Origin of the sequence: Streptomyces sp. V4I2, assembly GCF_030817655.1 — a bacterium.
In the GTDB taxonomy this organism is placed as follows: Bacteria; Actinomycetota; Actinomycetes; order Streptomycetales; family Streptomycetaceae; genus Streptomyces; species Streptomyces plumbiresistens.
Window position 1 is genome coordinate 3098898 of record NZ_JAUSZM010000003.1, and the last position, 20025, is coordinate 3118922.

Here is a 20025-nt window from a genome sequence, read left to right on the forward strand (position 1 = left end):
TACTCCGCCTGGCGGCGCAGTACGGCCGGATCGAGGTCAGTCCACCCTTGGACGTACCAGCCCCGACTCGTACGCGATCACCACGAGCTGCGCCCGGTCCCGCGCGCCCAGTTTGGCCATGGCCCGGTTGACGTGCGTCTTCACGGTGAGCGGGCTGACTTCGAGGCGCTCGGCGATCTCGTCGTTGGAGTGCCCCCCGGCAACCTGGACCAGGACCTCGCGCTCCCGCACGGTCAGCGCGGCGAGGCGCTGCGCGCGAGCGGGGTCGCGCTCGTCGTCCCCCGCGTCGCCCTGGGCGAGGAAGCGGGCGATGAGCCCCTTCGTCGCCGTCGGGGACAGCAGCGCCTCGCCGCCCGCCGCGACCCGGATCGCGCTGAGGAGTTCCTCCGGCTCGGAGCCCTTGCCGAGGAAGCCGGAGGCGCCCGCGCGCAGCGACTGCACGACGTAGTCGTCGACCTCGAAGGTCGTCAGGATGACCACCCGGACATGGGTGAGCGAGGGGTCGGCGCTGATCATGCGGGTCGCCGCGAGGCCGTCGGTGCCGGGCATCCGGATGTCCATCAGGACGACGTCGGCCCGCTCCACCTTGGTCAGCCGCACCGCCTCGGCTCCGTCGGACGCCTCGCCCACGACCTCCATGTCGGGCTCGGAGTCGACGAGCACGCGGAAGGCGCTGCGCAGCAGGGCCTGGTCGTCGGCGAGCAGGACACGGATGGTCATACGGGTTCCCCCGGCTTTCCGGTGACGGCTGTGCGGGTCTTGATCGGCAGGATCGCATGGACGCGGAAGCCGCCTCCGTAGCGAGGACCGGTGGTGAGGGTGCCGCGCAGGGCGGTGACGCGCTCGCGCATGCCGAGCAGGCCGTGGCCGCCGAGGGTCTCCGGGTCGTGGTCCTCGCCCGCGCCGTTGTCGAGGACGGTGATCTCGATGTTCGGTCCCACGCGTACGACGCTCACCTCGGCCTTCGCCTCGGTCCCGGCGTGCTTCTGCACGTTGGTGAGGGCTTCCTGGATCACGCGGTAGGCGGCCAGGCCGACGGCGGCGGGCAGGGTGATCCCGCTGTCCGCGCGGGCCACCTCGACGTGCAGCCCCGCGCTGCGGAAGGTGCCGACGAGTTCGTCGAGCCGGTCCAGTCCGGGCGCGGGTTCGGTCGGGGCCTCCGGGTCGCCGGACTGTCTGAGCAGCCCGACGGTGGCGCGCAGCTCGTTCAGCGCCGAGCGGCTGGCCTCCCGTACGTGGGCCAGGGCCTCCTTGGCCTGGTCGGGCCGCTTGTCCATGACATGGGCGGCGACTCCGGCCTGGACGTTGACCAGGGCGATGTGGTGGGCGACCACGTCGTGCAGGTCGCGGGCAATGCGCAGCCGTTCCTCCGCGACCCGGCGGCGGGCCTCCTCCTCGCGGGTGCGCTCGGCCCGTTCGGCGCGCTCCCTTATGGCGTGGACGAAGGCGCGGCGGCTGCGGACGGCGTCGCCCGCGGTGGCGCCGATGCCGGTCCAGGCGAAGATCGCCAGGTTCTCCTGGGCGTACCACGGAAGCGGCCCGGCGAGCATGGAGGCGCCGGTGAGGACGGTCATGGTGAGCAGGCCGACGCGCCAGGTGGTGGGGCGGTCGGTGGTGGAGGCGACGGTGTAGAGCGCGATGACCGCGGACATGGCGACGGGGGCACGGGGGTCGCCGGTGACGGCCTCCACGAGGGCGAAGCCGCCGGTGAGGGCGAGGACCGTCATCGGGGCGCGGCGGCGGAACACGAGGGTGACGGCGGCGAGCACGATGAGGACGAGGCTGAGCGGGTCGGGGGTGCGCAGGATCCAGCTGACGTCGTGTTTGCTGCGCGGGTCGACGAACGAGCCGGCCACCATGCAGGCGAGCACGCCGGCCGCGAGGGCCGCGTCCAGCGTCATGGGGTGCGCTTTGAGATGACGCCGGGCTCGCTCGAGGGTGCTCACGTCTGCCAACGGTACGGGGGCTCCGCGGGCGGCGGAACGGGGGCTACCTGTACGTTCCCCCTCACCTCAGCCCGGGATCAGGCCGTCGTCGCTCAGCAGTTCCCGTACCTCCTCCAGCGTCGCGTCCGGCGACGGCAGGATCAGTTCGGACGGTTCCAGGGAGTCGTCGGGCAGGGGGTCGCCCAGTTCCCGCACCTTGGCCAGCAGGGCCTGCAAGGTGCGGCGGAATCCGGGGCCGTCGCCGTTCTCCATCTCCCTGAGGAGTTCGTCGTCCAGCTTGTTCAGCTCGGTGAGGTGGCTGTCGGCCAGCCTCACCTGCCCCTCCCCCATGATCCGTACGATCATGTCGCCCTCCTAGGCGTGGGCCCCGGCCCGCGTTACTGCTTGTCGAAGCGCGGGGTGTCCTGCGGCTGCTGCTGGGACTGCTGCTGGCTCGTGCCGCCTTCGATGGCCTGCTGGGACGAGGTGCCCCCAGCCAGCTCCGCCTTCATGCGCTGCAGCTCCAGCTCTACATCCGTACCACCGGAGAGGCGGTCCAGCTCGGCCTGGATGTCGTCCTTGTGCATGCCGGACTGGTCGTCCAGGGCGCCGGAGGCGAGCAGTTCGTCGATGGCTCCGGCCCGCGCCTGGAGCTGGGCCGTCTTGTCCTCGGCACGCTGTATCGCCAGGCCGACGTCGCCCATCTCCTCGGAGATGCCGGAGAACGCCTCGCCGATGCGGGTCTGCGCCTGGGCCGCGGTGTACGTGGCCTTGATCGTCTCCTTCTTGGTGCGGAAGGCGTCGACCTTGGCCTGGAGCCGCTGGGCCGCGAGGGTGAGCTTCTCCTCCTCGCCCTGGAGGGTCGAGTGCTGCGTCTCGAGGTCCGTCACCTGCTGCTGGAGTGCGGCGCGGCGGGAGAGCGCCTCGCGGGCCAGGTCCTCACGACCCAGCGCGAGCGCCTTGCGGCCCTGGTCCTCCAGCTTGGACGACTGGGACTGCAGCTGGTTCAGCTGGAGTTCCAGGCGCTTGCGGGACGTGGCCACGTCGGCCACGCCTCGGCGCACCTTCTGCAGCAGTTCCAGCTGCTTCTGGTACGAGTAATCGAGGGTTTCGCGCGGGTCCTCGGCCCGGTCAAGGGCCTTGTTCGCCTTCGCGCGGAAGATCATCCCCATACGCTTCATGACACCGCTCATGGGCTTCGCGCGCCCCCTTCTGACGGACTTCCAGCTCCAGCTCTGCAACAGAACCCACAGTACGGGCCCTGCATCCATTACCGCACTGTTCGGGGACGGATGCGCTCATCCCCAAGGACGACTGGCCAAGGCCCTGCTCCGGCGTAAGGAGTAGGTGACCATCAGGGTCCCTCTTCCCCACTACAGACGACCGGTGTTGCCGGATCGTTCCCCACCGGGCTGGGGTCCATGCCCCCTGACCCCGTACCCTTGGGTTTTGTGTTCCGAAGCCGTGCCAAGGATGAGAAGGCCCCGGCCGCCGACAAGGCGCCGCTGACCGACTCCAAGCAGACCCGCGACCCGCAGGCCCCGAAGGGCAGGCCCACGCCCAAGCGCAGTGAGGCCCAGTCCCAGCGCCGCAGCGTCGCCCAAACGCCCACGTCGCGCAAGGAGGCCTCCAAGCGTCAGCGCGACGAGCGTCGCGCGCAGCTGGAGAAGCAGCGCCAGGCGCTCGCCGGCGGTGACGAGCGGTACCTGCCCGCGCGTGACAAGGGCCCGGTGCGCAAGTTCGCGCGCGACACCATCGACTCGCGGTTCAACATCGCCGAGTTCTTCCTGCCGATGGCCGTGGTCATCCTCGTGCTGAGCATGGTGCAGGTCGGTGCGCTGCAGAGCATCGCGCTGCTGCTGTGGCTGGTCGTGATCGTGCTGATCGTGCTCGACTCGGCCCTCAGCGGCTTCCGTCTGAAGAAGCGGCTGGCCGAGCGCTTCCCGGACCAGAACCGGCGCGGCGCTGTGGCCTACGCGCTGATGCGCTCCCTCCAGATGCGTCGGCTCCGGCTGCCGAAGCCGCAGGTCAAGCGCGGAGAGCGGCCCTGAGCACTACGCCGTTCACCGGGGGCGCGGCGGATGCCTGGCTGAGCAAGCTGGGCGGGCTGCGGGACGTCGTACGACAGGAGCTGGTGGCCCGGCAGCTCGACGAGCAGATAGTCGGGCGGTTCCCGGTGGGACAGCGACTGCGGGTGCTCGACGTGGGGATGGGCCAGGGCACGCAGGCGTTGCGGCTGGCCCGGGCCGGGCATCAGGTCACCGGCGTCGAGCAGGACCCGAAGATGATCTCCGCCGTGCGGGAGGCCCTCGCCGCCGAGCCCGAGGGGATCCGGGAGCGGGTGCGGATCGTCCAGAGCGACGGCCGGGACACCGGAGTGCACTTCCTGCCGGGCAGTTTCGACGTCGTGCTGTGTCATGGCGTGCTCATGTACGTCGAGGAGCCTGATCCGCTGCTGGCGGGGCTGGCCCGGATGCTCGCCCAGGGCGGGCTGCTGTCGCTGGTCGTGCGCAACGCGGACGCGCTGGCCATGCGGCCGGGGCTGTCGGGCGACTGGGCCGGGGCACTGACCGCCTTCGACACCACCGCCTACACGAACCGGCTCGGCCTCGACGTACGCGCCGACCGCCTGGCGACGCTGACCGCGACCCTCGCGGGCATCGGTGCGCCGCTCGCCGCCTGGTACGGCGTGCGGGTCTTCACGGACACCGCGGTGGACGACGCCGACATCCCGGCCGACGTCGAGACGCTGCTGACGGTCGAGGAGCGGGCCGGGCGGACCGACCCGTATCGCGGAGTCGCGGCGCTGCTGCATCTGTGCGGGGTGCGGGGCTGAGCCCGTTCCGGCGCGCAGCACAAGGCGGACATACACCCCCGGAGCGAGGCTCGGGGCATGGACGCCTCTCGTACCCGTGCCCTGCGACTGGCCGCCCCCGTCGTGGTTCTCGCGTGCGGTCTCGCACTCGTCAGCGGGTGTTCCGACTCGGGGTCCTCGTCGAAGACGGAGAAGTCGACCACCCAGGTGGGCGGTGAACTGGGCTCGGGCGTGGTGTACGACGCCAAAAGCCAGACTCCTCGAAGGTCGAGGTCGGGCAGATCGTCCTCGCCATGGGCTCACCGCTCGGGCTGTCGTCCAGCGTGACGCAGGGCATCGCGTCGGCGACCGGACGGACCGTCAGCGAGGGCCGCACCGACGGCGGTACGGGCGCGACGATCGCCAACATGGTGCAGACGTCCGCGGCCATCAACCCGGGCAACAGCGGGGGCGCCCTCGTCAACCTCGACGGTCAGGTCATCGGCATCCCGACGCCGGCCGCCCATCACGACCATCACCTCGCTGACCGAGGCCCTGGCGGCGCAGAAGCCGGGTGACAGGACGTCGGTGACGTTCACCCGCGACGGCCGTACGAAGACCGTGGAGGTGACGCTGGGTGAGCAGTGAGGGAGCCGGACAGTGACACGACGAGGGGCGGCCGGTGTCCGGCCGCCCCGGCCGGCTACGCCTCCTGGGCGTGCAGGCTCATCGGACCGTAGATCTTCGTCCCGTCCTCGAAGAGGTGCACCTGGTCCGCACCGCCTTCGAGCAGGTCCTTCCAGTACTCCCCGATCCAGGACTCGGCGTCCCCCTGCGTGGTGAACTCCTCCGGCACCACCGCGGGCTGAACCTCGGTGCCGTCGGACTTCTCGAACCGCCACGTCCATGCCGCCATGTACGCCTCCCTGGTGTGAGCCCTTGCACAGCGGGAGCCGGATCTTGGTCCGGCTCCCGCCCCGAGCCTATTCGTTCCGCTGGGCGGGCTGTTGAAGAACCTGCGGGTCGTCGTCACAGTGCGGGCCGTCCGGGGCCGGTCGCGGCCCCTTGGGAAGGTGTCCCAGACGCGCGGTACCAACGGCGACCGGCGAGAATCGGGGCTGTGGACGTTACTTTGCTCGGCACCGGCGGCCCCGCGGGGCTCCCTCACCCCGACTGCCCCTGTGCTTCCTGCGCGGCCGCGCTAGGCGCGGATGCCCGGGCGGCGACCTCGTTGCTCGTGGACGGGGCACTGATGCTCGATCTGACGCCGGGGGCGGCGTTCGCGGCGGCGCGGGCGGGACGTTCGCTGGGGGGCGTACGACAGGTGCTGTTGTCCCATCCGCACGACGGGCCGGCGGTCGAGGTGCCGGCCGGGCTGCCGCAGCCCGGGCGGGTACCGGATGGGCGGGAGTTGGCGCTGCTGACAGGGCATCGGGTGCGGGCGGTGGCGATGGACGCGCCGGGGACCGGGTACGCGGTGACCGGGCCGGACGGGCAGCGGCTGCTGTATCTGCCGCCCGGGGGTGCGCCCGCCGGGCTGGAGAACGGGTTCGCCGAGACGTACGACCTGGTGCTCGCCGATGTGGTGGCGCGGCCGGACGCGCTCGCCAAGCTGCGGGCGGTGCGGGCGATCGGGCCGACGACGGACGTCGTCGCCGTGCATCTCGACCACGAGGTGCCGCCGGGGGCCGAGGTGCGGCGGCGGCTCGCCGCGGCGGGGGCTCGGGCCGTGCCGGACGGCACGACTCTGGCCGTCGGCGCCTACGAGGACGTACCGGATGTGCCGCGGCGGACGCTGGTGCTGGGCGGGGCGCGGTCCGGGAAGTCGGTGGAGGCCGAGCGGCGCCTTGAGGCGTTCCCCGACGTGCTGTACGTGGCGACCGGCGGCGCCCGCAACGGGGACGGCGAGTGGGCCGCGCGGGTGAGCGCGCACCGGGAGCGGCGGCCGGGGTCGTGGCGTACGGCCGAGACCTGCGACCTGGTGCCGCTGCTGAAGGACGACGGGCCGCCGCTGCTCATCGACTGTCTGTCCCTGTGGCTGACGGACGCGATGGACGCGGTCGGGGCGTGGGACGACGCGGAGTGGGCCGACGGCGGCGAGCGGGCGCTGCGGGCACGGGTGCGGGACCTGACGGAGGCGGTGCGGGCCACGCGGCGGACCGTCGTCGCCGTGTCGAACGAGGTGGGGTCGGGGATCGTCCCGGCCACGGCGTCCGGACGGCGCTACCGGGACGAACTCGGGCGGCTCAACGCGGCGTTCGCGGCCGAATGCGAGCAGGTGCTGCTGGTGGTGGCGGGGCAGGCGCTGGTGCTACGGGGCTGACGCCTCCCGGCGGGCGATCACCCGGTAGGTGTTCGAGCAGCGGGTCAGTACGAGCAGCGGGCCCAGGGCCTGCTCCACCGCCTTGGCCGCGGCGAGCAGCGGGATCTTCGCCCAGGTGGGCAGGGACTTGGGCAGGACCAGGAACAGGGCGCCCGGCAGGTCCCGGGGGATGTGTGCGGCCCGGCGGTCCGCGGTGACGATCGCGCAGCCCTGGGACTCCAGTTCCGCGCGCAGCTCGGCCAGCGGCAGCAGGTGGAGCCGGCGGTGGCGCGGCAGCCAGCGGCTGCCGAGGAGCGTGGCGAACGCGCTCTGCGGGTCGGGGAGTTCGAGCAGGAGGTGGCCGCCCGGGCGGAGTACGGCCAGGGCGGCCCGGAGTTCGGCGCGCGGGTCCGGGGTGCGCGGCAGGTGGTGGATCATGCTGACCACGTCGTAGCGGGCGCGCAGGCGGGCGGTGATCTGCGGGTCGGTCAGCCGGCCCAGGTGGGCCTCCTCGACGCGTTCGGCGCGGCGGGCCCACTCGACACGGGGGGTGGGGTCGAGGCCGTCCAAGGACGTGTACGGGAACACCTGCCGGGCCGCCTCGGGGAAGCGGGCGTCGCCCGTGCCCACGTCCAGCCAGCTCTCCGGTTCGGGGAACGGCAGTATCGCGCGGGCGACGGAGCGCAGACGCCGGGCCAGAGGTGCGGAGGATGCGGAGGATGCGGACATGGGCGGCTCCCGGGGGCGTACGACATTCCGCTGCAAACCGGAACGTATGGGATGGCGATCTTGAGCGCAACGACGTCGCACGCTCGTCGTGGCGATGTGGCGCCGCCGTGTTCGATCAGGGCCGGTACTGTTCGGCGAATGAGCTCGCTTAATCTCGACGACTTCACCGATCTGATCGAGCGCCCGGACGGCGGGATGCGCCGTGACGCCGAGGCACGCCGGGAGCGTCAGATCGTGCCGCCCGGAGCGCTGGGACGGCTGGACGAACTGGGTGAGTGGCTGGCCGCGGCGCAGTCGGCCGTGCCGGTGCGGCCGATCGAACGGCCGAAGGTCGTGCTGTTCGCCGGTGACCACGGCATCGCCGAACTGGGCGTTTCGGGGCGGCCCGCGGGCAGCGCCGCCGAGTTGGTGCGCGAGGTCATGGAGGGCGGCCGGCCGGCGTCGGTGCTCGCCCGGCGGCTCGGCGTGCCGGTGCGGCTGGTCGACATGTCGCTGGACTGCGATCCCGAGACGCTGCCGGCCGAGGTCGCGGGGCACCGGGTGCGGCGCGGCAGCGGGCGTATCGACATCGAGGACGCGCTCACGCCGGAGGAGGCGGAGGCCGCCTTCCGGGCCGGGGTCGCCGTGGCCGACGAGGAGGCCGACTCCGGTACGGATCTGGTGGTGCTCGGCGATGTGAGCGTGGGCGGGACCACGGCGGCGGGCACGCTGATCGCCGCGCTGTGCGGGACCGACGCGTCCGTCGTGACCGGGCGGGGCGGGCAGGCGATCGACGACCTGGCGTGGATGCGCAAGTGCGCGGCGATCCGGGACGCGCTGCGGCGGGCCCGGCCGGTGCTCGGGGACCAGTTGCAGCTGCTGGCGACGGTGGGCGGGGCCGACCTCGCCGCGCTGACCGGGTTCCTGTTGCAGAGTGCGGTGCGGAAGATGCCGGTGATCCTGGACGGCGTCGTGGTGGCCGCCTGTGCGCTGGTGGGGCAGCGGATCGCGTTCCGGGCGCCGGACTGGTGGCTGGCCGGACAGAACAGCGGGGAGCCGGGCCAGGCCAAGGCGCTGGACCGGATGGCGCTGGAGCCGCTGCTCGACCACGGGGTGACGGTCGGGGAAGGCGCGGGGGCGTTGCTGGCGCTGCCGCTGGTCCAGGCCGCGGCGGCACTGGCCGCCGAACTCCCCGAGAAACCGGAGGTTTCCGAGAAGCCGGAGGTTTCCGAGAAGCCGACGGACGCCGAGGTTTCCGAGAAGGAGTAACAGCCCACGAGATCGAGATCACTCGGGTCTCTCTCAACTTCGCCCGGTCCCGGTCGGTCTTCGCAGGTGGTACAACGACGAGGACCACCGAATGAACACGCTCGCCCGCCGGGCCCGCGCCGAATGGGGACTGCTGTACGTCACCGTGCGCGACGCGCTGCACGAGCGCGGGTGGCGGGCGGTCCCCATGGCCCTCGGGGCGGTCTGTCTGACGGCGGTCCTGCACTTCGCGCACAACCAGTCCTCGGGCTATCAGCTCGTGCAGAACCTCGGTGCCGTGCGCGCCGAGGACCCGCTGTGGCTCGCCCTTCTGCGCACTCCCTTGTCCCTGTTCGTGCCCGCCCTGGACCTGCCCGTCTGGGGCGCCCTGGGGCAGCTCCTGCTGGTGTTCGGGATCGCCGAGATCTGTCTGGGCCGGTGGCGGACGCTCACTCTCGCGTACGCCGCCACGCTCGCGGGCACGCTGTACGCGCGCGTGGGTATCTGGCTGGGTCCCGACAGCCCGCTGGGTCTGCCCGGCTCGGACGCGCATGTCGTGGACACCGGGCCGTCGGCGGCCGTGGTGGGCCTCGCCGTGTTCGTCGGTTGGCGCTGCGGCGCCCATGTCACGGCGGGTGCGGTGATCGCGGCGATGGTGGTCGAGGTGGTGCTGCGGGAGAACCTGGCCGGCAAGGAGCATCTGGCGGCGATCGGGGTCGTGCTGGTGCTGTGCGGGGTGTCGGCGCTGCGTCACTGGTGTTCGAGGGCGCGGACGGGCTCGTCCGGTCTGCCGCCGATCCAGTCCTGAACGGTGCGGCTGGGGCCCGCCCAACGGCGGTCGTGGTGGTAGGCGCGCAGTGTGGACCTGGCGCGGGCGCGCGGGCGGCGGGCGTAGAAGCGCTTGGCCCAGGGGGAGCCGGGGCGGGCCAGCCGGAGGGCGCCGACGAGTGCGATGAGGGGGACGATCACGCCGAAGATCGCGGTGCGGGCCTTGCCCTTGGCCAGGGCGAGGAGCGAGAAGACGAAGTTCACGGCCACGCTCACGATGACGGAGCCGCGGTCCTGGAGCTCGTCGTCGTTGAGGTCGTTGACCCCGAAGGGTACGAAGCCGCACAGGACCAGGCCGACCAGGGCCGCGGTGAGTACGACGACCTCGACGCTCTTGCGTCCCGCCTCGGTCCAGTAGACGTCGTCGAGGTGCAGGATCAGCGCGAACTCGTCGAGGACCAGACCCGCACCGATGCCGAAGACGACGGCGAACGCGGCCGAGCCGAAGCCGTGCCGGGTGCTGGCGACGGCGCCGAAGCCGCCGAGGACAGTGAGGGCGACCCCGGGGACCACGTGGTGGAGGTGCACTCCTCCGGCACTGACGTTGCCGAAGGGCCCCTTGCCCGCCCGGATCATGCGCGTGACGACCCGGGTGATCAGGAATGTCAGCACGAACGCGGCGAGGGCGAGCAGCAGGGGCAGTTTGCCCGGCTCGATGATGTTCCGCTCCAGCCAATGTCCCATATGGGCACTTTATCCACGGAGGCCCTGGGCGCTCTCCCGACCGCCGGGTAACCTGCGCCGGTGTCCACGACCCCGACCTCCTCGCCCTCCTCCTCACCCTCCTCCTGGCCCGACGGCCTCCGCTTCGCCTTCGGCACCCTCACCGTGCTCCCGGTCAAGGTGACCCGCTGGGACCGGGAGGCCGCCCGGGGCGGCATGCTGTGCGCGCCTGCGGCCGGGCTGGCGGTCGGCGCGGGTGCGGCCGTGCTCGGCGTGTTCCTGCTGTTCCTGGGCGCGGGCCCGCTGCTCGCCGCCGTCGCCTCCGTCGCCGTACCCGCCGCCCTCACCCGCGGACTGCACCTGGACGGCCTCGCGGACACCGCGGACGGGCTGGGCAGCGGCAAGCCCGCCGAGGACGCGTTGCGGATCATGAAGCAGTCGGACATCGGGCCGTTCGGGGTGATCACCCTCGTCCTCGTGCTGTTCGCCCAGGTGGCCGCACTGTCCCAGCTCTACGCCGACTCCTGGACCCGGGGTGCCGTGGCCGCCGTCGTCTCGGCGACCGCCGCCCGCCTGGCGCTCACCCTGGCCGCCCGCACCGGGATACCGGCGGCGCGGCCGGAGGGGCTGGGGGCGGCGGTGGCGGGCGTGGTGCCGGTGCGGGGTGCGACGGTCGCCGCCATCGCCGTCACGCTGGTGGCAGCCGGTGCGGGGGCGCTCGTCGGGCCGTACGACGCGGTCGGCACGGCCCTCGCCGTCCTCGTCGCCCTCGGCGTCGCCGAACTCCTGCTGCGGCACTGCGTCCGGCGGTTCGGCGGGGTGACCGGGGACGTGTTCGGGGGGCTCGCGGAGACGGCGGCCACGGCGGCGCTCGTCGCGCTGACCCTGGGGCGCTGACGCTGGGGCGGCTGACCCTGGGGTGCCGGCCCGTTCAGCAGGCCCGGCGCCACACCCCCAGTTCGTACTTCTTGAGCATCGAACTCAGTTTCAGGCTGCGGGAGTCGGCGCAGAAGCGGCCGGTCGGCAGTTCGTACTCGACGTGGAAGACGGCCTTGCCCGCGGCGATGAAGGGCAACAGGTCGGCGCATTCGTCGTACTGGGCACACTGTTCGTTGACCGCGAAGTCGAAGTCGTCCACCAGCTCGGGGATCTGGTCCAGGTCGTTCTTCAGGCCCACGGCCAGGCCGCGGTCGTGGGCGAGTTTCGCGATCAGGCGGTTGTAGCGGAGCTGGTCGGCGGCCTTCAGGGGGAAGCCGGTGCGGTTGCGGTAGCCGTCCATGTTGTCGGGCTCGACCGCGTCGAAGCCCTTCTCGCGGCACATGTCGACACGGGCCGCCATCAGGGGTTCCAGGACGTCGGTGCGGCGGATGTCGAGCCAGCGCTCGCCCTCCCAGCCGTTGCCGCGGCCCAGGACCGACTTGGGGAACTTCTTCGCGTCGGGGCGCCAGTCCTCCCAGGCGCCGGTCGAGAGGTAGCAGATGACCTTGCGGTCCTCGCGGTGCAGCGCGGTGACGGTCGCCTCGGGCTGGTCGAAGCCGTCGATGTCGTAGACCGGGACGTCGACGCTCGTGTCGATCCGGCCGCTGAGCTGCCACTGCCAGGAGAGGCCGGGGCGCGGCTGCCAGCGCTCGCCGCTCGGCTCGTCGGCGTCCTTGTCGGGAACGGTCGTGCAGGCCGCCGACAGCAGAAGCGAGGCGCTCAGCAGAACGCTCGGCAGAACCCTCAGCAGAACAAGGTGCAGGATCGGGCGTCTCACCGGGCGGGCTCCAGGGTGTGCGGCAACGTACCCCAGGGATGATCTCCCGCGCCCGGCACCGCACAGTGCACCGAGGCGCCCCGCGCGCGGGCGAGCCCCGCCAGGTCGACGTCGGTCGGGACGTCGTACACGAGGTGGCACAGCCGTACGCCGGTGGTGCCGGGCCGGGGCTGTGGTGGGAGGCGGCGGTACGAGTCCCAGGTGCCCTCGAAGGTGACGAGGACGTCGGCGATCCTGGCGTAGGAGGGGTGCGGCGGGGTGCCGTGGTTGAGGACCAGGGTGGTGCAGCCGAGGCCCCAGGCGGCCACCGCGAGCCTTTGGTAGTGCGGGAACTCCTCGGGACCCGCGCTGACTTGGTCGAGGAAGGCGCCGTCGGTGCCGTACCAGTCGCGGTACCGCGTGAGGTCGCGGACGACGTCGGTGTGGGGTCTGCGGCCGTAGTCGGTGTCGGTGTAGCCGAGCACGCGCGCGCCCGCCGCCCGCAGTCGGGCGGCGGTCTCGGCGAAGGCCGGGTCGGGGCGGTCGCCGGGGCCGCTGGCCGGGTTGAGGACGACGCCGTGGAGGCGGGGGGCCGCCGCCACGATCGCGTCCCATTCGGCCGGGCGGACGGACGGGTGCTCGTAGTAGGGAACCAGCAGGGTGCTCATCGGTGGGCGGTCGCCCTTCCCAACAGGGCGCAGACCAGGCCCGCCTGGGTGACCGCGGCCGTGCCGTACACGATCAGGCCGACCCAGTGCGGGTCGCCGGTGTGCGTGACGAGGGCGACGGTCTGGGCGAGGGCCGCCGCGCAGCACACCGCCGCCGCGCCGGTGACCGCGCCGAAGGACTGGAGCAGCAGGCCCGTCCACAGGACCACGCCGAGCAGGAGCAGCCCGGCCAGGCGGACGCCGGTGAGGCCCTGGGCGTGCGGCCACAGGGCCGAGGTGGCGAGGCTGAGGGCCAGCAGGCTGGCCAGGTAGCCGGTCAGGCACTGGACGACGGTGCGTGCCGTGGTCCGCCAGAACGCCTTCGGGGTGCTGCTGGAGCGCAGTCCGGCCAGGCCGCTGCTGCGGAAGCGGTACAGCAGCCATTCGGCCGGGCCCATGCTGAGGGTGAGCGCCACGGCGGCGGGCGCGGCGATCGCGCTCTGTTCCTCGCCGGCCAGGACGTCCCCCAGCGCCCCGTAGACGACGAGGACCCCGCTGCCGAGCCCGAACAGGGCGTACGGCAGGGAGGCCGCGAGCCGGGGGGCCGCGGTGCGCCGGTGCTCGGGGACCGGCCCGAACGCGCCGAAGGGCAGCAGCGCGGTCAGTCCGGCGGTCCAGCTACTGCCCTCACCCAAGTCCCGTAGAGCGGGCGCCACTTCGCGCAGTGCGAGGACTCCCACCACGGCCAGCGAGCCGAGCAGCAGGGCGAGTCTCGCCGCGTCGGGCACGGGCTGGGCCACGGTGACGGCCGCGCCCGTCGCCATCGGCACGAGGGCGATCAGCAGGGCCCGTTCGCGGCCCATCACCAGCAGGACGGTGGCCGCGCCCAGGTAGCCGGACTGGCCGGCGGCGAAGACGATCGCCGCCGGGTGGGCCGTACCGGCCACGGCGAGGGCGATCAGGGCGCCGAGCAGCGCGCCGGCCGGCGCTCCCAGGAGCAGGGAGCGGCGGGCGGCCAAGCGGTCGCCGAGCCCGAGCCAGGAGTAGGCCCGGTGGGCGAGGCCCTGGTTCCAGGTCCAGCCGCACAGGGCGCCGGCCAGCAGCGGGACCGTGCCGGCCGGGAGGCCGAGGTCGCCCTCGGGGCCGGCGAGCAGGGGTGCGCCGAGGACGTAGCCGAAGCCCGGCAGGGCGAAGACGATCCCGCGCAGGAGGCAGCCGAGGAGGGCGATCCGCCAGGGGTCGTGGAGCGGGCCGTCCGGCTCGGGGTAACGGCGTTCGACGCGCTCGTACAGCTCCTCGGCGAGCGCGAAGGAGTTCTTCACGCCGTACCGCTCGCGTATCTGGTCGTCCGAGAGGCCGTCGGACTCCAGCACGGCGGCTATCTCGTCCGGGTGGACGGCCGCGGCTATGACGTCGTCGAGCCGCTCGGCGAGTTCGTCGACCGGGTCGGGCTGCGCCCAACTCGGGGTGTGCTGCCGGGGGATGAACGGGAGGGTGTCCGGGCGGGCGCCCGGGGGCATCCAGAGGCTTCCGCTCACCAGCCGGTTCCGTCCGTCGCGACCGCCGCGTACCACGGGTCGCGCAGTTCGAGGGTCCAGTCGGCGACGGTCTCCAGGGTGGGCTCGTAGACCTCGGGCAGGCCCGCGAGCTCCTGGTAGATCGTCCGGAAGGCGTCCACGCTGCGGCGGAGCGTGAAGCGGTCGATGACCCGCTGGCGGGCCAGTTCGCCCAGTTCCAGGCGCCGTTCGTCGTCCCGGAGGAGGGTGAGCGCGGCCGCGGCCATCTTCTCCGGCTCGCGCGGGGGCACCACCAGACCCGTGTCGCCCACGGCCTCGCGCACTCCCCCGACGTCGGTCGAGACCGTCGTACGGCCGCAGGACATGGCCTCGATGATGGAGAACGGGAAGCCCTCGGAGATCGACGACAGCATGACGACGTGACCGGCCGCGTAGGCCCGCCAGACCTCGCTGATACGGCCCTCGAAGGTCAGTCCGTCCCTCACCCCGAGCTCGGCGGCGAGCTTCTCCAGCTTGGTGTGGTAGGCCTCGCCGCCGGCCGGGACCGGGCCGAACAGCCTGAGCCGGGTCTCGGGGATCTCGGCGCGGACGAGGGCGTACGCGCGGAGAAGCGTTTCGAGGTCCTTGATGGGGTCGACGCGGCCGCACCAGGTGAGCGTGGGCACCTCGGGTTCGGGCCCCGCGTGCGGGAAGGCGGCCGGGTCGACGCCGTTGTAGACCGTGCGGATCTTGTCGGCGTCGGCGCCGCCGCGCTCCTCCCAGCGGCGGTTGTACTGGTTGCACGGGGTGATCAGGTCGGCGGCGCGGTAGCCCAGGGAGTTGAGCTCGCGGTAGAAGCCGAGCATGAACGCCTTGACCGGCCAGCGCTGTTCGCCGCTGCGGTAGCCGAGGTAGCGCTCGCGCAGATAGATGCCGTGCTCGGTGAGCAGGAAGGGCACGCCGTCCAGCTTGCGGGCGGCGAGCGCGGGCAGGGTCGCCAGGCCGCTGCTGACGGCGTGGGCGACGGAGTCCTCCGGGATGCGGACACCGAGCGGCCTGAGGGCGTGTTCGAGCAGGTCGGTCGCGGTCAGCGCGTCGTGGACGGTCGGGCGGGCCGCGGCGGTCGCCAGATGCGGCATCGTCCATATCCACATCAGCGAACGCAGCGCGGACTCGGTGCGCAGCGCCGCCGACAGGCGTCCGTCGCGGGCGAGTTCGGCGAGCTCGTACAGCGCCTCGCCGAAGTCGCGGTTCGCCTCGGGGGCGAGGAAGGAGAGCAGGAAACGCTCGTACGACTCGAGGAAGCGGCGGCGGGCCCGGCCGAGCGGCGCCCGTGCGCGCCCGGGCCGCGGGCCCCAGGTCGGCACGGAGGTGTGCCGGTAGACGTTGGGCGGCAGCTCCCAGGTCACGGGTTCGCGGCCGCTGCCGGTGAGCGACAGGACGTGGAAGTCGACCTCCGGCATGCCCTTGACGAGCTGGTCGCACCAGGTGCTGACCCCGCCGTGGACATGCGGATAGGTGCCTTCGGTGAGCATGGTGACATGACGGCCCGTACGCATCATGCGAAGTTCCCCCTGTGGAACGTTGACGGCTCGGTCACGCGCCCCGGCAGTGGGGTGCCGGGGCGCGCTTGATGCAGGTCAGGGCAGGTTCAGCGTGACCGCGGTCTGCAGCAGCTCCGGCGTGGTCCAGGCCGAGCGCTGTCCCGCGTACGGCGTCCCGAACGCCGCGGTGCCCAGGGTCAGTTGCTTGGTGGTCCCCTCTGGTGCGGTCACCGGAATCCTGGTCCCGGACGGTGCGGTGACGGTGACCTCGTTCCCGATGCGGTACGCGGTGACCTGGCCGTTCGTGACAGCGGTCTGCCAGGCGGCGCGTCGTTGCAGCTCGGTGCCGATGGCGCTCTGCGCGAGGTTCTGCACCGGGGTGTTGTCGGCGAAGAGGGCCGCGTAGTCGGCCAGCACCTGGTCCATGACCGGGTAGAGCGTCCGGTCCTCGGCGAGGTTGGACTGGTGGGCGTAGTGCGGGCGCGGGTCGCCCGCGACGACGTGTCCGAGGGCGGTGCGTGCCTCCAGCGGGACGATGTACTCGTCGTAGCCGGTGGCGGTGTCCAGCGGCTCGTCGAGGCAGGTGGACGTGGGGTTGTTCTCGCAGACGCCGCTGCCGCCGTCGGCCGCCGAGGCGTAGATCCAGTTGTACTCGTCGGCCATCTCGGCGTCGGTGCCCACGTTGTAGTACACGTTCATCGGATAGCGCGGCACGGTCCGCGTGCTGGTGCCGACCGGACGTTGCTCGGCCTCGCGGGAGTTGTCCGAGGCGGTCCAGGCGATGCCGTTGTCGGCGAGGGCGCCGGCCAGGTTCGGGTTGTCGTCGGGCTGCTGCGGCAGCGTCCTGAGGCCCGAGTGCTCGCCGGTGACCAGCTCGGAGCGGTCCATCGGAAGGCCCTGCGTCAGCCCCCAGTTGTAGTTGGCGGAGATCTCCGCCGAGATGTCGGCGCGGCTCAGGTACCGCGTCGAGCCGTCGGCGTTCTTCGCGCAGCTCCACGGCACGGTGCTGGTGTCCTGGACGCAGCCCAGGTACTGGTGCGTGTAGGTGTGGTTGATCCAGCGGTACTGCTCCTTGTCGGCGAGCAGCTGGTCGGTGAGCGGGTCGCTGCCGCCGTGCTCGCTCTTCCACTCCTCGCCGGAGCCGGCGTTGTAGACCATGTCGAGCGTGAAGCCGTGCTCCTGCTGCCACCGCGCCGCGTACTGCGCGTCGGCCGCGGTCATACGGATCGGCGTGGTTCCCTCGCCGTCACCGCCCGCGCAGTCGAAGTCGCCGGGGGTGCAGTTGCGTTCGGTGTCCCAGCGGCTGTCGGGCGCGAAGACGTCGTCGACATGGACGGCGAAGTAGTTCCTGCTCTGCCCGAGGTGTACGCCCTGAGTCAGCCATTCGACAATGCCACGGGCGAGTACCCGGAACTGCTCCTGGTACTGGTTGTAGGCGAAGGTGACGACGAGTTCACGGCGTCCGTCGTGCGCGTACTCGCCGATCAGGCTGCCGGTGCCCTCCCCGGCGGGCACCGGGATGTCGACGTAACTGGTGAATCCCGTACGGGGCTTGGCGACGAAGCCGTAGCTCTCCTGCGTCGAGGCGTCGTTGTCCTCGAAGGTGAGGGCGCCGTCCAGATAGCCGAAGTACCCCGCCTGGCCGGCCGTGGTCACGGCCGCCTCACGCCCGTCGAGGGTGCCGGCCCAGCCGCCCTGACTCGTGTAGTCGAGGCCGACTCCCGGGTGCGCCCAGGTGTAGGCGTCGACCTGCGGGATGCCGTACGTCCGCTCGTAGGTCTCCAGGGCGGTCTGCTCGGCCGAGCCCGCCCCGAACGGGGCCTCGTTGGGCAGCACCACGCCCTGGTACTTGGCGCGCGGCGTGCCGCCCACCGTGTCGCTGAGGAACGTGTCCGTGATGGCCGGACGGTCGGCGTCGTTCAGGTTCACCGTCGTGTACGGGATGCCGGTGCTCTTCAGCTGGGCGGTGATGGCCTGGACCGGGCTGTCGCCGTTGTCCACCACCAGCACCCTGAGATCGATGCGCGGCTCCTCGGCCGCCGACGCGCCGGGTATGCCCAGTCCCAGCGCCATGAGCCCGGCGGCCGTCAGTACGGCGGCCGTGGTTCTCCAGCTGTGTGCGTGCGCGCGATGCGCCATGGGTCGTCCCCTCCCCCTGTGGATCCCCACTGTGGTCGATCAGAGGAGGATCCGTGGAAATCATGCAAAGCGGCGAGGCGTACGCTCGCCTGAACCAGACGAGTGTGACTCAGCTCACCGCGACTGGAGATCAAGAAGTGGCCAGGACGCCACCGATGGGTGAATGGCCGGAGGAATGATCGACAGCGAGCCCGAGCGTAGGCTCAGGGCGGGTGTTTACCTGCCCTGGTAAAGACCAGGCCGCAAGAGAGTTCCAGGGTCGGTTTTCGGGCTCGGCCGACCCACCCTTGTCCGGCCGCACAGGACTTCCAAGGAAGCGAGATTTCACCACCGTGACTGCTCTCACTCTCAGCACCGCCGCGGCGCCCGGCCTTCGGGCCGACGCGATCGTGATCGGTGTGGCCAAGGGTGCCGAAGGCCCGGTCGTCGCACCGGGCGCCGAGGCCGTGGACAAGGCGTACGACGGCAGGCTCGCCGGCGTCCTGGAGACCCTCGGTGCCTCCGGTGCCGAGGGCGAGGTGACGAAGCTGCCCGCGCCGGCCGGCTTCAAGGCGCCGCTCGTAGTGGCGGTGGGCCTGGGCGCCGAGCCCGAGAAGGACTCCGGCTTCGACGCGGAGGCGCTGCGCCGGGCCGCCGGCGTGGCCGCCCGCACCCTCTCCGGCGCCAAGAAGGCGGCGTTCGCGCTGCCGCTCGCGGACGCCGCGGACGCCGGTGTGGTGGCCGAGGGCATCCTCCTCGGGGCGTACTCCTTCGACACCTACAAGGAGAACGGCAAGAGCGACGCCAAGGCCAAGAACGGCAAGGCGCCGCTCGCCGAGGCCTCCCTGCTCGGCGGCAAGCCCCGCGACCGCGCCTACAAGGCGGCGATCGAGCGGGCCGCCGCGGTGGCCGAGGAGCTCAACCGCGCCCGCGACCTGATCAACATGCCGCCGAACGACCTCGACCCCGAGGCGTTCGCCGCCGTCGCGCAGACCGCGGCCAAGGAGCACGGCATCAAGGTGCAGGTGCTCGACGAGAAGGCCCTGGTCAAGGGCGGCTACGGCGGCATCCTGGGCGTCGGCGCCGGGTCGGCGGCAGGCCCGCGGCTGGTGAAGCTGTCGTACACCTCCTCGAAGGCGAGCAAGCACCTCGCCTTCGTCGGCAAGGGCATCACCTACGACTCGGGCGGCATCTCGCTCAAGCCGGCCGGCCACAACGAGACCATGAAGTGCGACATGAGCGGGGCGGCCGCGGTGTTCGCCGCGGTGGTCGCCGCCGCGCGGCTGGGGCTCGAGGTCAACGTCACCGGCTGGCTGGCGCTGGCCGAGAACATGCCCTCGGGCTCCGCGACCCGGCCCGGTGACGTGCTGCGCATGTACAGCGGCAAGACCGTGGAGGTGCTCAACACCGACGCCGAGGGCCGGCTGGTCCTCGCCGACGCGCTGTGGGCCGCCTCGCAGGAGAAGCCGGACGCGATCGTGGACGTGGCGACGCTGACCGGCGCGATGATGCTGGCGCTGGGCAACCGGACGTTCGGGATCATGGCGAACGACGAGGCGTTCCGCTCCGCGATCCACGAGGCCGCGGAGGAGGTCGGCGAGCCGGCCTGGCCGATGCCGCTGCCGGAGCACCTGCGCAAGGGGATGGACTCCGCCACGGCCGACATCGCCAACATGGGTGAGCGGATGGGCGGCGGCCTGGTCGCCGGTCTGTTCCTGCGGGAGTTCGTGGGTGAGGGGATCACCTGGGCGCACCTGGACATCGCGGGACCGGCCTTCAACGAGGGCGGGCCCTTCGGGTACACGCCGAAGGGCGGCACGGGGACGGCGGTGCGGACTCTGGTCCGGCTGGCCGAACTGACGGCCGCGGGCGACCTGGGCTGAGGCCTTTTCGGTGACGGGGCCCCGCGCGCGGGTAGGGCGGGGCCCCGTCGCCTTGCCGTGGCACATGGGACGGCACAGGAGAGTGCGACGTCTCACACACCAGCCCGGCGTCTCTTCCCGCGCCGACAAGTGCG

Annotated in this window: 19 protein-coding genes and 1 pseudogene; 8 read left to right on the forward strand and 12 right to left on the reverse strand. The window is 72.2% G+C overall.

Annotated elements, in window-relative coordinates; genetic code table 11:
• Positions 1-36: 36 nt before the first annotated feature.
• From QFZ76_RS15115 to QFZ76_RS15130, 4 genes are all read right to left on the reverse strand, one after another.
• Entirely contained in the window at positions 37-720 is a 684-nt protein-coding gene (locus QFZ76_RS15115; RefSeq protein ID WP_307674219.1) for a response regulator transcription factor, read from the reverse strand.
• Entirely contained in the window at positions 717-1946 is a 1230-nt protein-coding gene (locus QFZ76_RS15120) for a sensor histidine kinase (RefSeq protein ID WP_307674220.1), read from the reverse strand. The genes QFZ76_RS15115 and QFZ76_RS15120 overlap by 4 nt, the downstream gene beginning before the upstream one ends.
• A gap of 66 nt (positions 1947-2012) precedes the next feature.
• On the reverse strand, positions 2013-2291 hold the full coding sequence (locus tag QFZ76_RS15125; RefSeq protein WP_266440758.1) for a hypothetical protein: 279 nt from the start codon (positions 2289-2291) through the stop codon (positions 2013-2015).
• 32 nt (positions 2292-2323) lie between these two features.
• Positions 2324-3097, reverse strand: a complete 774-nt coding sequence (locus tag QFZ76_RS15130) for a PspA/IM30 family protein (protein WP_373464516.1) — start codon at positions 3095-3097, stop codon at positions 2324-2326.
• A 249-nt stretch (positions 3098-3346) separates the two neighbouring features.
• Between QFZ76_RS15130 and QFZ76_RS15135 the strand changes: the two genes are divergently transcribed.
• From QFZ76_RS15135 to QFZ76_RS15145, 3 genes and pseudogenes are all read left to right on the forward strand, one after another.
• A complete protein-coding gene (locus tag QFZ76_RS15135) occupies positions 3347-3976 on the forward strand; it encodes a DUF3043 domain-containing protein (protein WP_307674222.1) in 630 nt (209 codons plus the stop codon).
• Positions 3977-4059: 83 nt separating this feature from the next.
• Entirely contained in the window at positions 4060-4761 is a 702-nt protein-coding gene (locus tag QFZ76_RS15140; RefSeq protein WP_307674223.1) for a bifunctional 2-polyprenyl-6-hydroxyphenol methylase/3-demethylubiquinol 3-O-methyltransferase UbiG, read from the forward strand.
• 233 nt (positions 4762-4994) lie between these two features.
• A pseudogene (locus QFZ76_RS15145) lies at positions 4995-5367 on the forward strand (S1C family serine protease); the annotation flags it as partial.
• A 55-nt stretch (positions 5368-5422) separates the two neighbouring features.
• On the opposite strand, the gene QFZ76_RS15150 reads toward QFZ76_RS15145, so the two are convergent.
• A complete protein-coding gene (locus QFZ76_RS15150; protein WP_266440745.1) occupies positions 5423-5635 on the reverse strand; it encodes a hypothetical protein in 213 nt (70 codons plus the stop codon).
• A 204-nt stretch (positions 5636-5839) separates the two neighbouring features.
• Here QFZ76_RS15150 and QFZ76_RS15155 point away from each other — a divergent pair, with 204 nt between their 5' ends.
• Positions 5840-7042, forward strand: coding sequence for a bifunctional adenosylcobinamide kinase/adenosylcobinamide-phosphate guanylyltransferase (locus QFZ76_RS15155; RefSeq protein ID WP_307674224.1), 1203 nt, complete (start codon positions 5840-5842; stop codon positions 7040-7042).
• On the opposite strand, the gene QFZ76_RS15160 is transcribed toward QFZ76_RS15155, so the two are convergent.
• Entirely contained in the window at positions 7031-7750 is a 720-nt protein-coding gene (locus QFZ76_RS15160; protein ID WP_307674225.1) for a class I SAM-dependent methyltransferase, read from the reverse strand. The two genes, QFZ76_RS15155 and QFZ76_RS15160, sit on opposite strands and share 12 nt — an antisense overlap.
• A gap of 138 nt (positions 7751-7888) precedes the next feature.
• Here QFZ76_RS15160 and cobT point away from each other — a divergent pair, with 138 nt between their 5' ends.
• Together cobT and QFZ76_RS15170 are read left to right on the forward strand one after the other, a co-directional pair.
• Complete coding sequence (cobT, locus tag QFZ76_RS15165; RefSeq protein WP_307674226.1) at positions 7889-8998, forward strand: nicotinate-nucleotide--dimethylbenzimidazole phosphoribosyltransferase; 1110 nt, start codon at positions 7889-7891, stop codon at positions 8996-8998.
• Positions 8999-9089: 91 nt separating this feature from the next.
• Complete coding sequence (locus QFZ76_RS15170) at positions 9090-9785, forward strand: hypothetical protein (RefSeq protein WP_307674227.1); 696 nt, start codon at positions 9090-9092, stop codon at positions 9783-9785.
• On the opposite strand, the gene QFZ76_RS15175 is transcribed toward QFZ76_RS15170, so the two are convergent.
• Positions 9728-10489: a hypothetical protein gene (locus tag QFZ76_RS15175; protein WP_307674228.1), complete on the reverse strand. Its 762-nt coding sequence runs from the start codon at positions 10487-10489 to the stop codon at positions 9728-9730. The genes QFZ76_RS15170 and QFZ76_RS15175 overlap by 58 nt on opposite strands.
• 60 nt (positions 10490-10549) lie before the next feature.
• Between QFZ76_RS15175 and QFZ76_RS15180 the strand changes: the two genes are divergently transcribed.
• Positions 10550-11365, forward strand: coding sequence for an adenosylcobinamide-GDP ribazoletransferase (locus tag QFZ76_RS15180; RefSeq protein WP_307674229.1), 816 nt, complete (start codon positions 10550-10552; stop codon positions 11363-11365).
• 34 nt (positions 11366-11399) lie between these two features.
• On the opposite strand, the gene QFZ76_RS15185 is transcribed toward QFZ76_RS15180, so the two are convergent.
• From QFZ76_RS15185 to QFZ76_RS15205, 5 genes are all read right to left on the reverse strand, one after another.
• Positions 11400-12224: an endo alpha-1,4 polygalactosaminidase gene (locus tag QFZ76_RS15185; RefSeq protein WP_307674230.1), complete on the reverse strand. Its 825-nt coding sequence runs from the start codon at positions 12222-12224 to the stop codon at positions 11400-11402.
• Positions 12221-12871: a spherulation-specific family 4 protein gene (locus QFZ76_RS15190; RefSeq protein WP_307674231.1), complete on the reverse strand. Its 651-nt coding sequence runs from the start codon at positions 12869-12871 to the stop codon at positions 12221-12223. Before QFZ76_RS15190 ends, QFZ76_RS15185 begins: the two co-directional genes overlap by 4 nt.
• Positions 12868-14388: a hypothetical protein gene (locus QFZ76_RS15195; RefSeq protein ID WP_307674232.1), complete on the reverse strand. Its 1521-nt coding sequence runs from the start codon at positions 14386-14388 to the stop codon at positions 12868-12870. The genes QFZ76_RS15190 and QFZ76_RS15195 overlap by 4 nt, the downstream gene beginning before the upstream one ends.
• A complete protein-coding gene (pelF, locus tag QFZ76_RS15200; RefSeq protein WP_307674233.1) occupies positions 14385-15908 on the reverse strand; it encodes a GT4 family glycosyltransferase PelF in 1524 nt (507 codons plus the stop codon). Before pelF ends, QFZ76_RS15195 begins: the two co-directional genes overlap by 4 nt.
• Before the next feature lie 78 nt (positions 15909-15986).
• Positions 15987-18029, reverse strand: a complete 2043-nt coding sequence (locus QFZ76_RS15205) for a hypothetical protein (protein ID WP_307674234.1) — start codon at positions 18027-18029, stop codon at positions 15987-15989.
• A 332-nt stretch (positions 18030-18361) separates the two neighbouring features.
• Between QFZ76_RS15205 and QFZ76_RS15210 the strand changes: the two genes are divergently transcribed.
• Positions 18362-19891, forward strand: coding sequence for a leucyl aminopeptidase (locus tag QFZ76_RS15210; RefSeq protein WP_307674235.1), 1530 nt, complete (start codon positions 18362-18364; stop codon positions 19889-19891).
• Positions 19892-20025 lie beyond the last annotated feature (134 nt).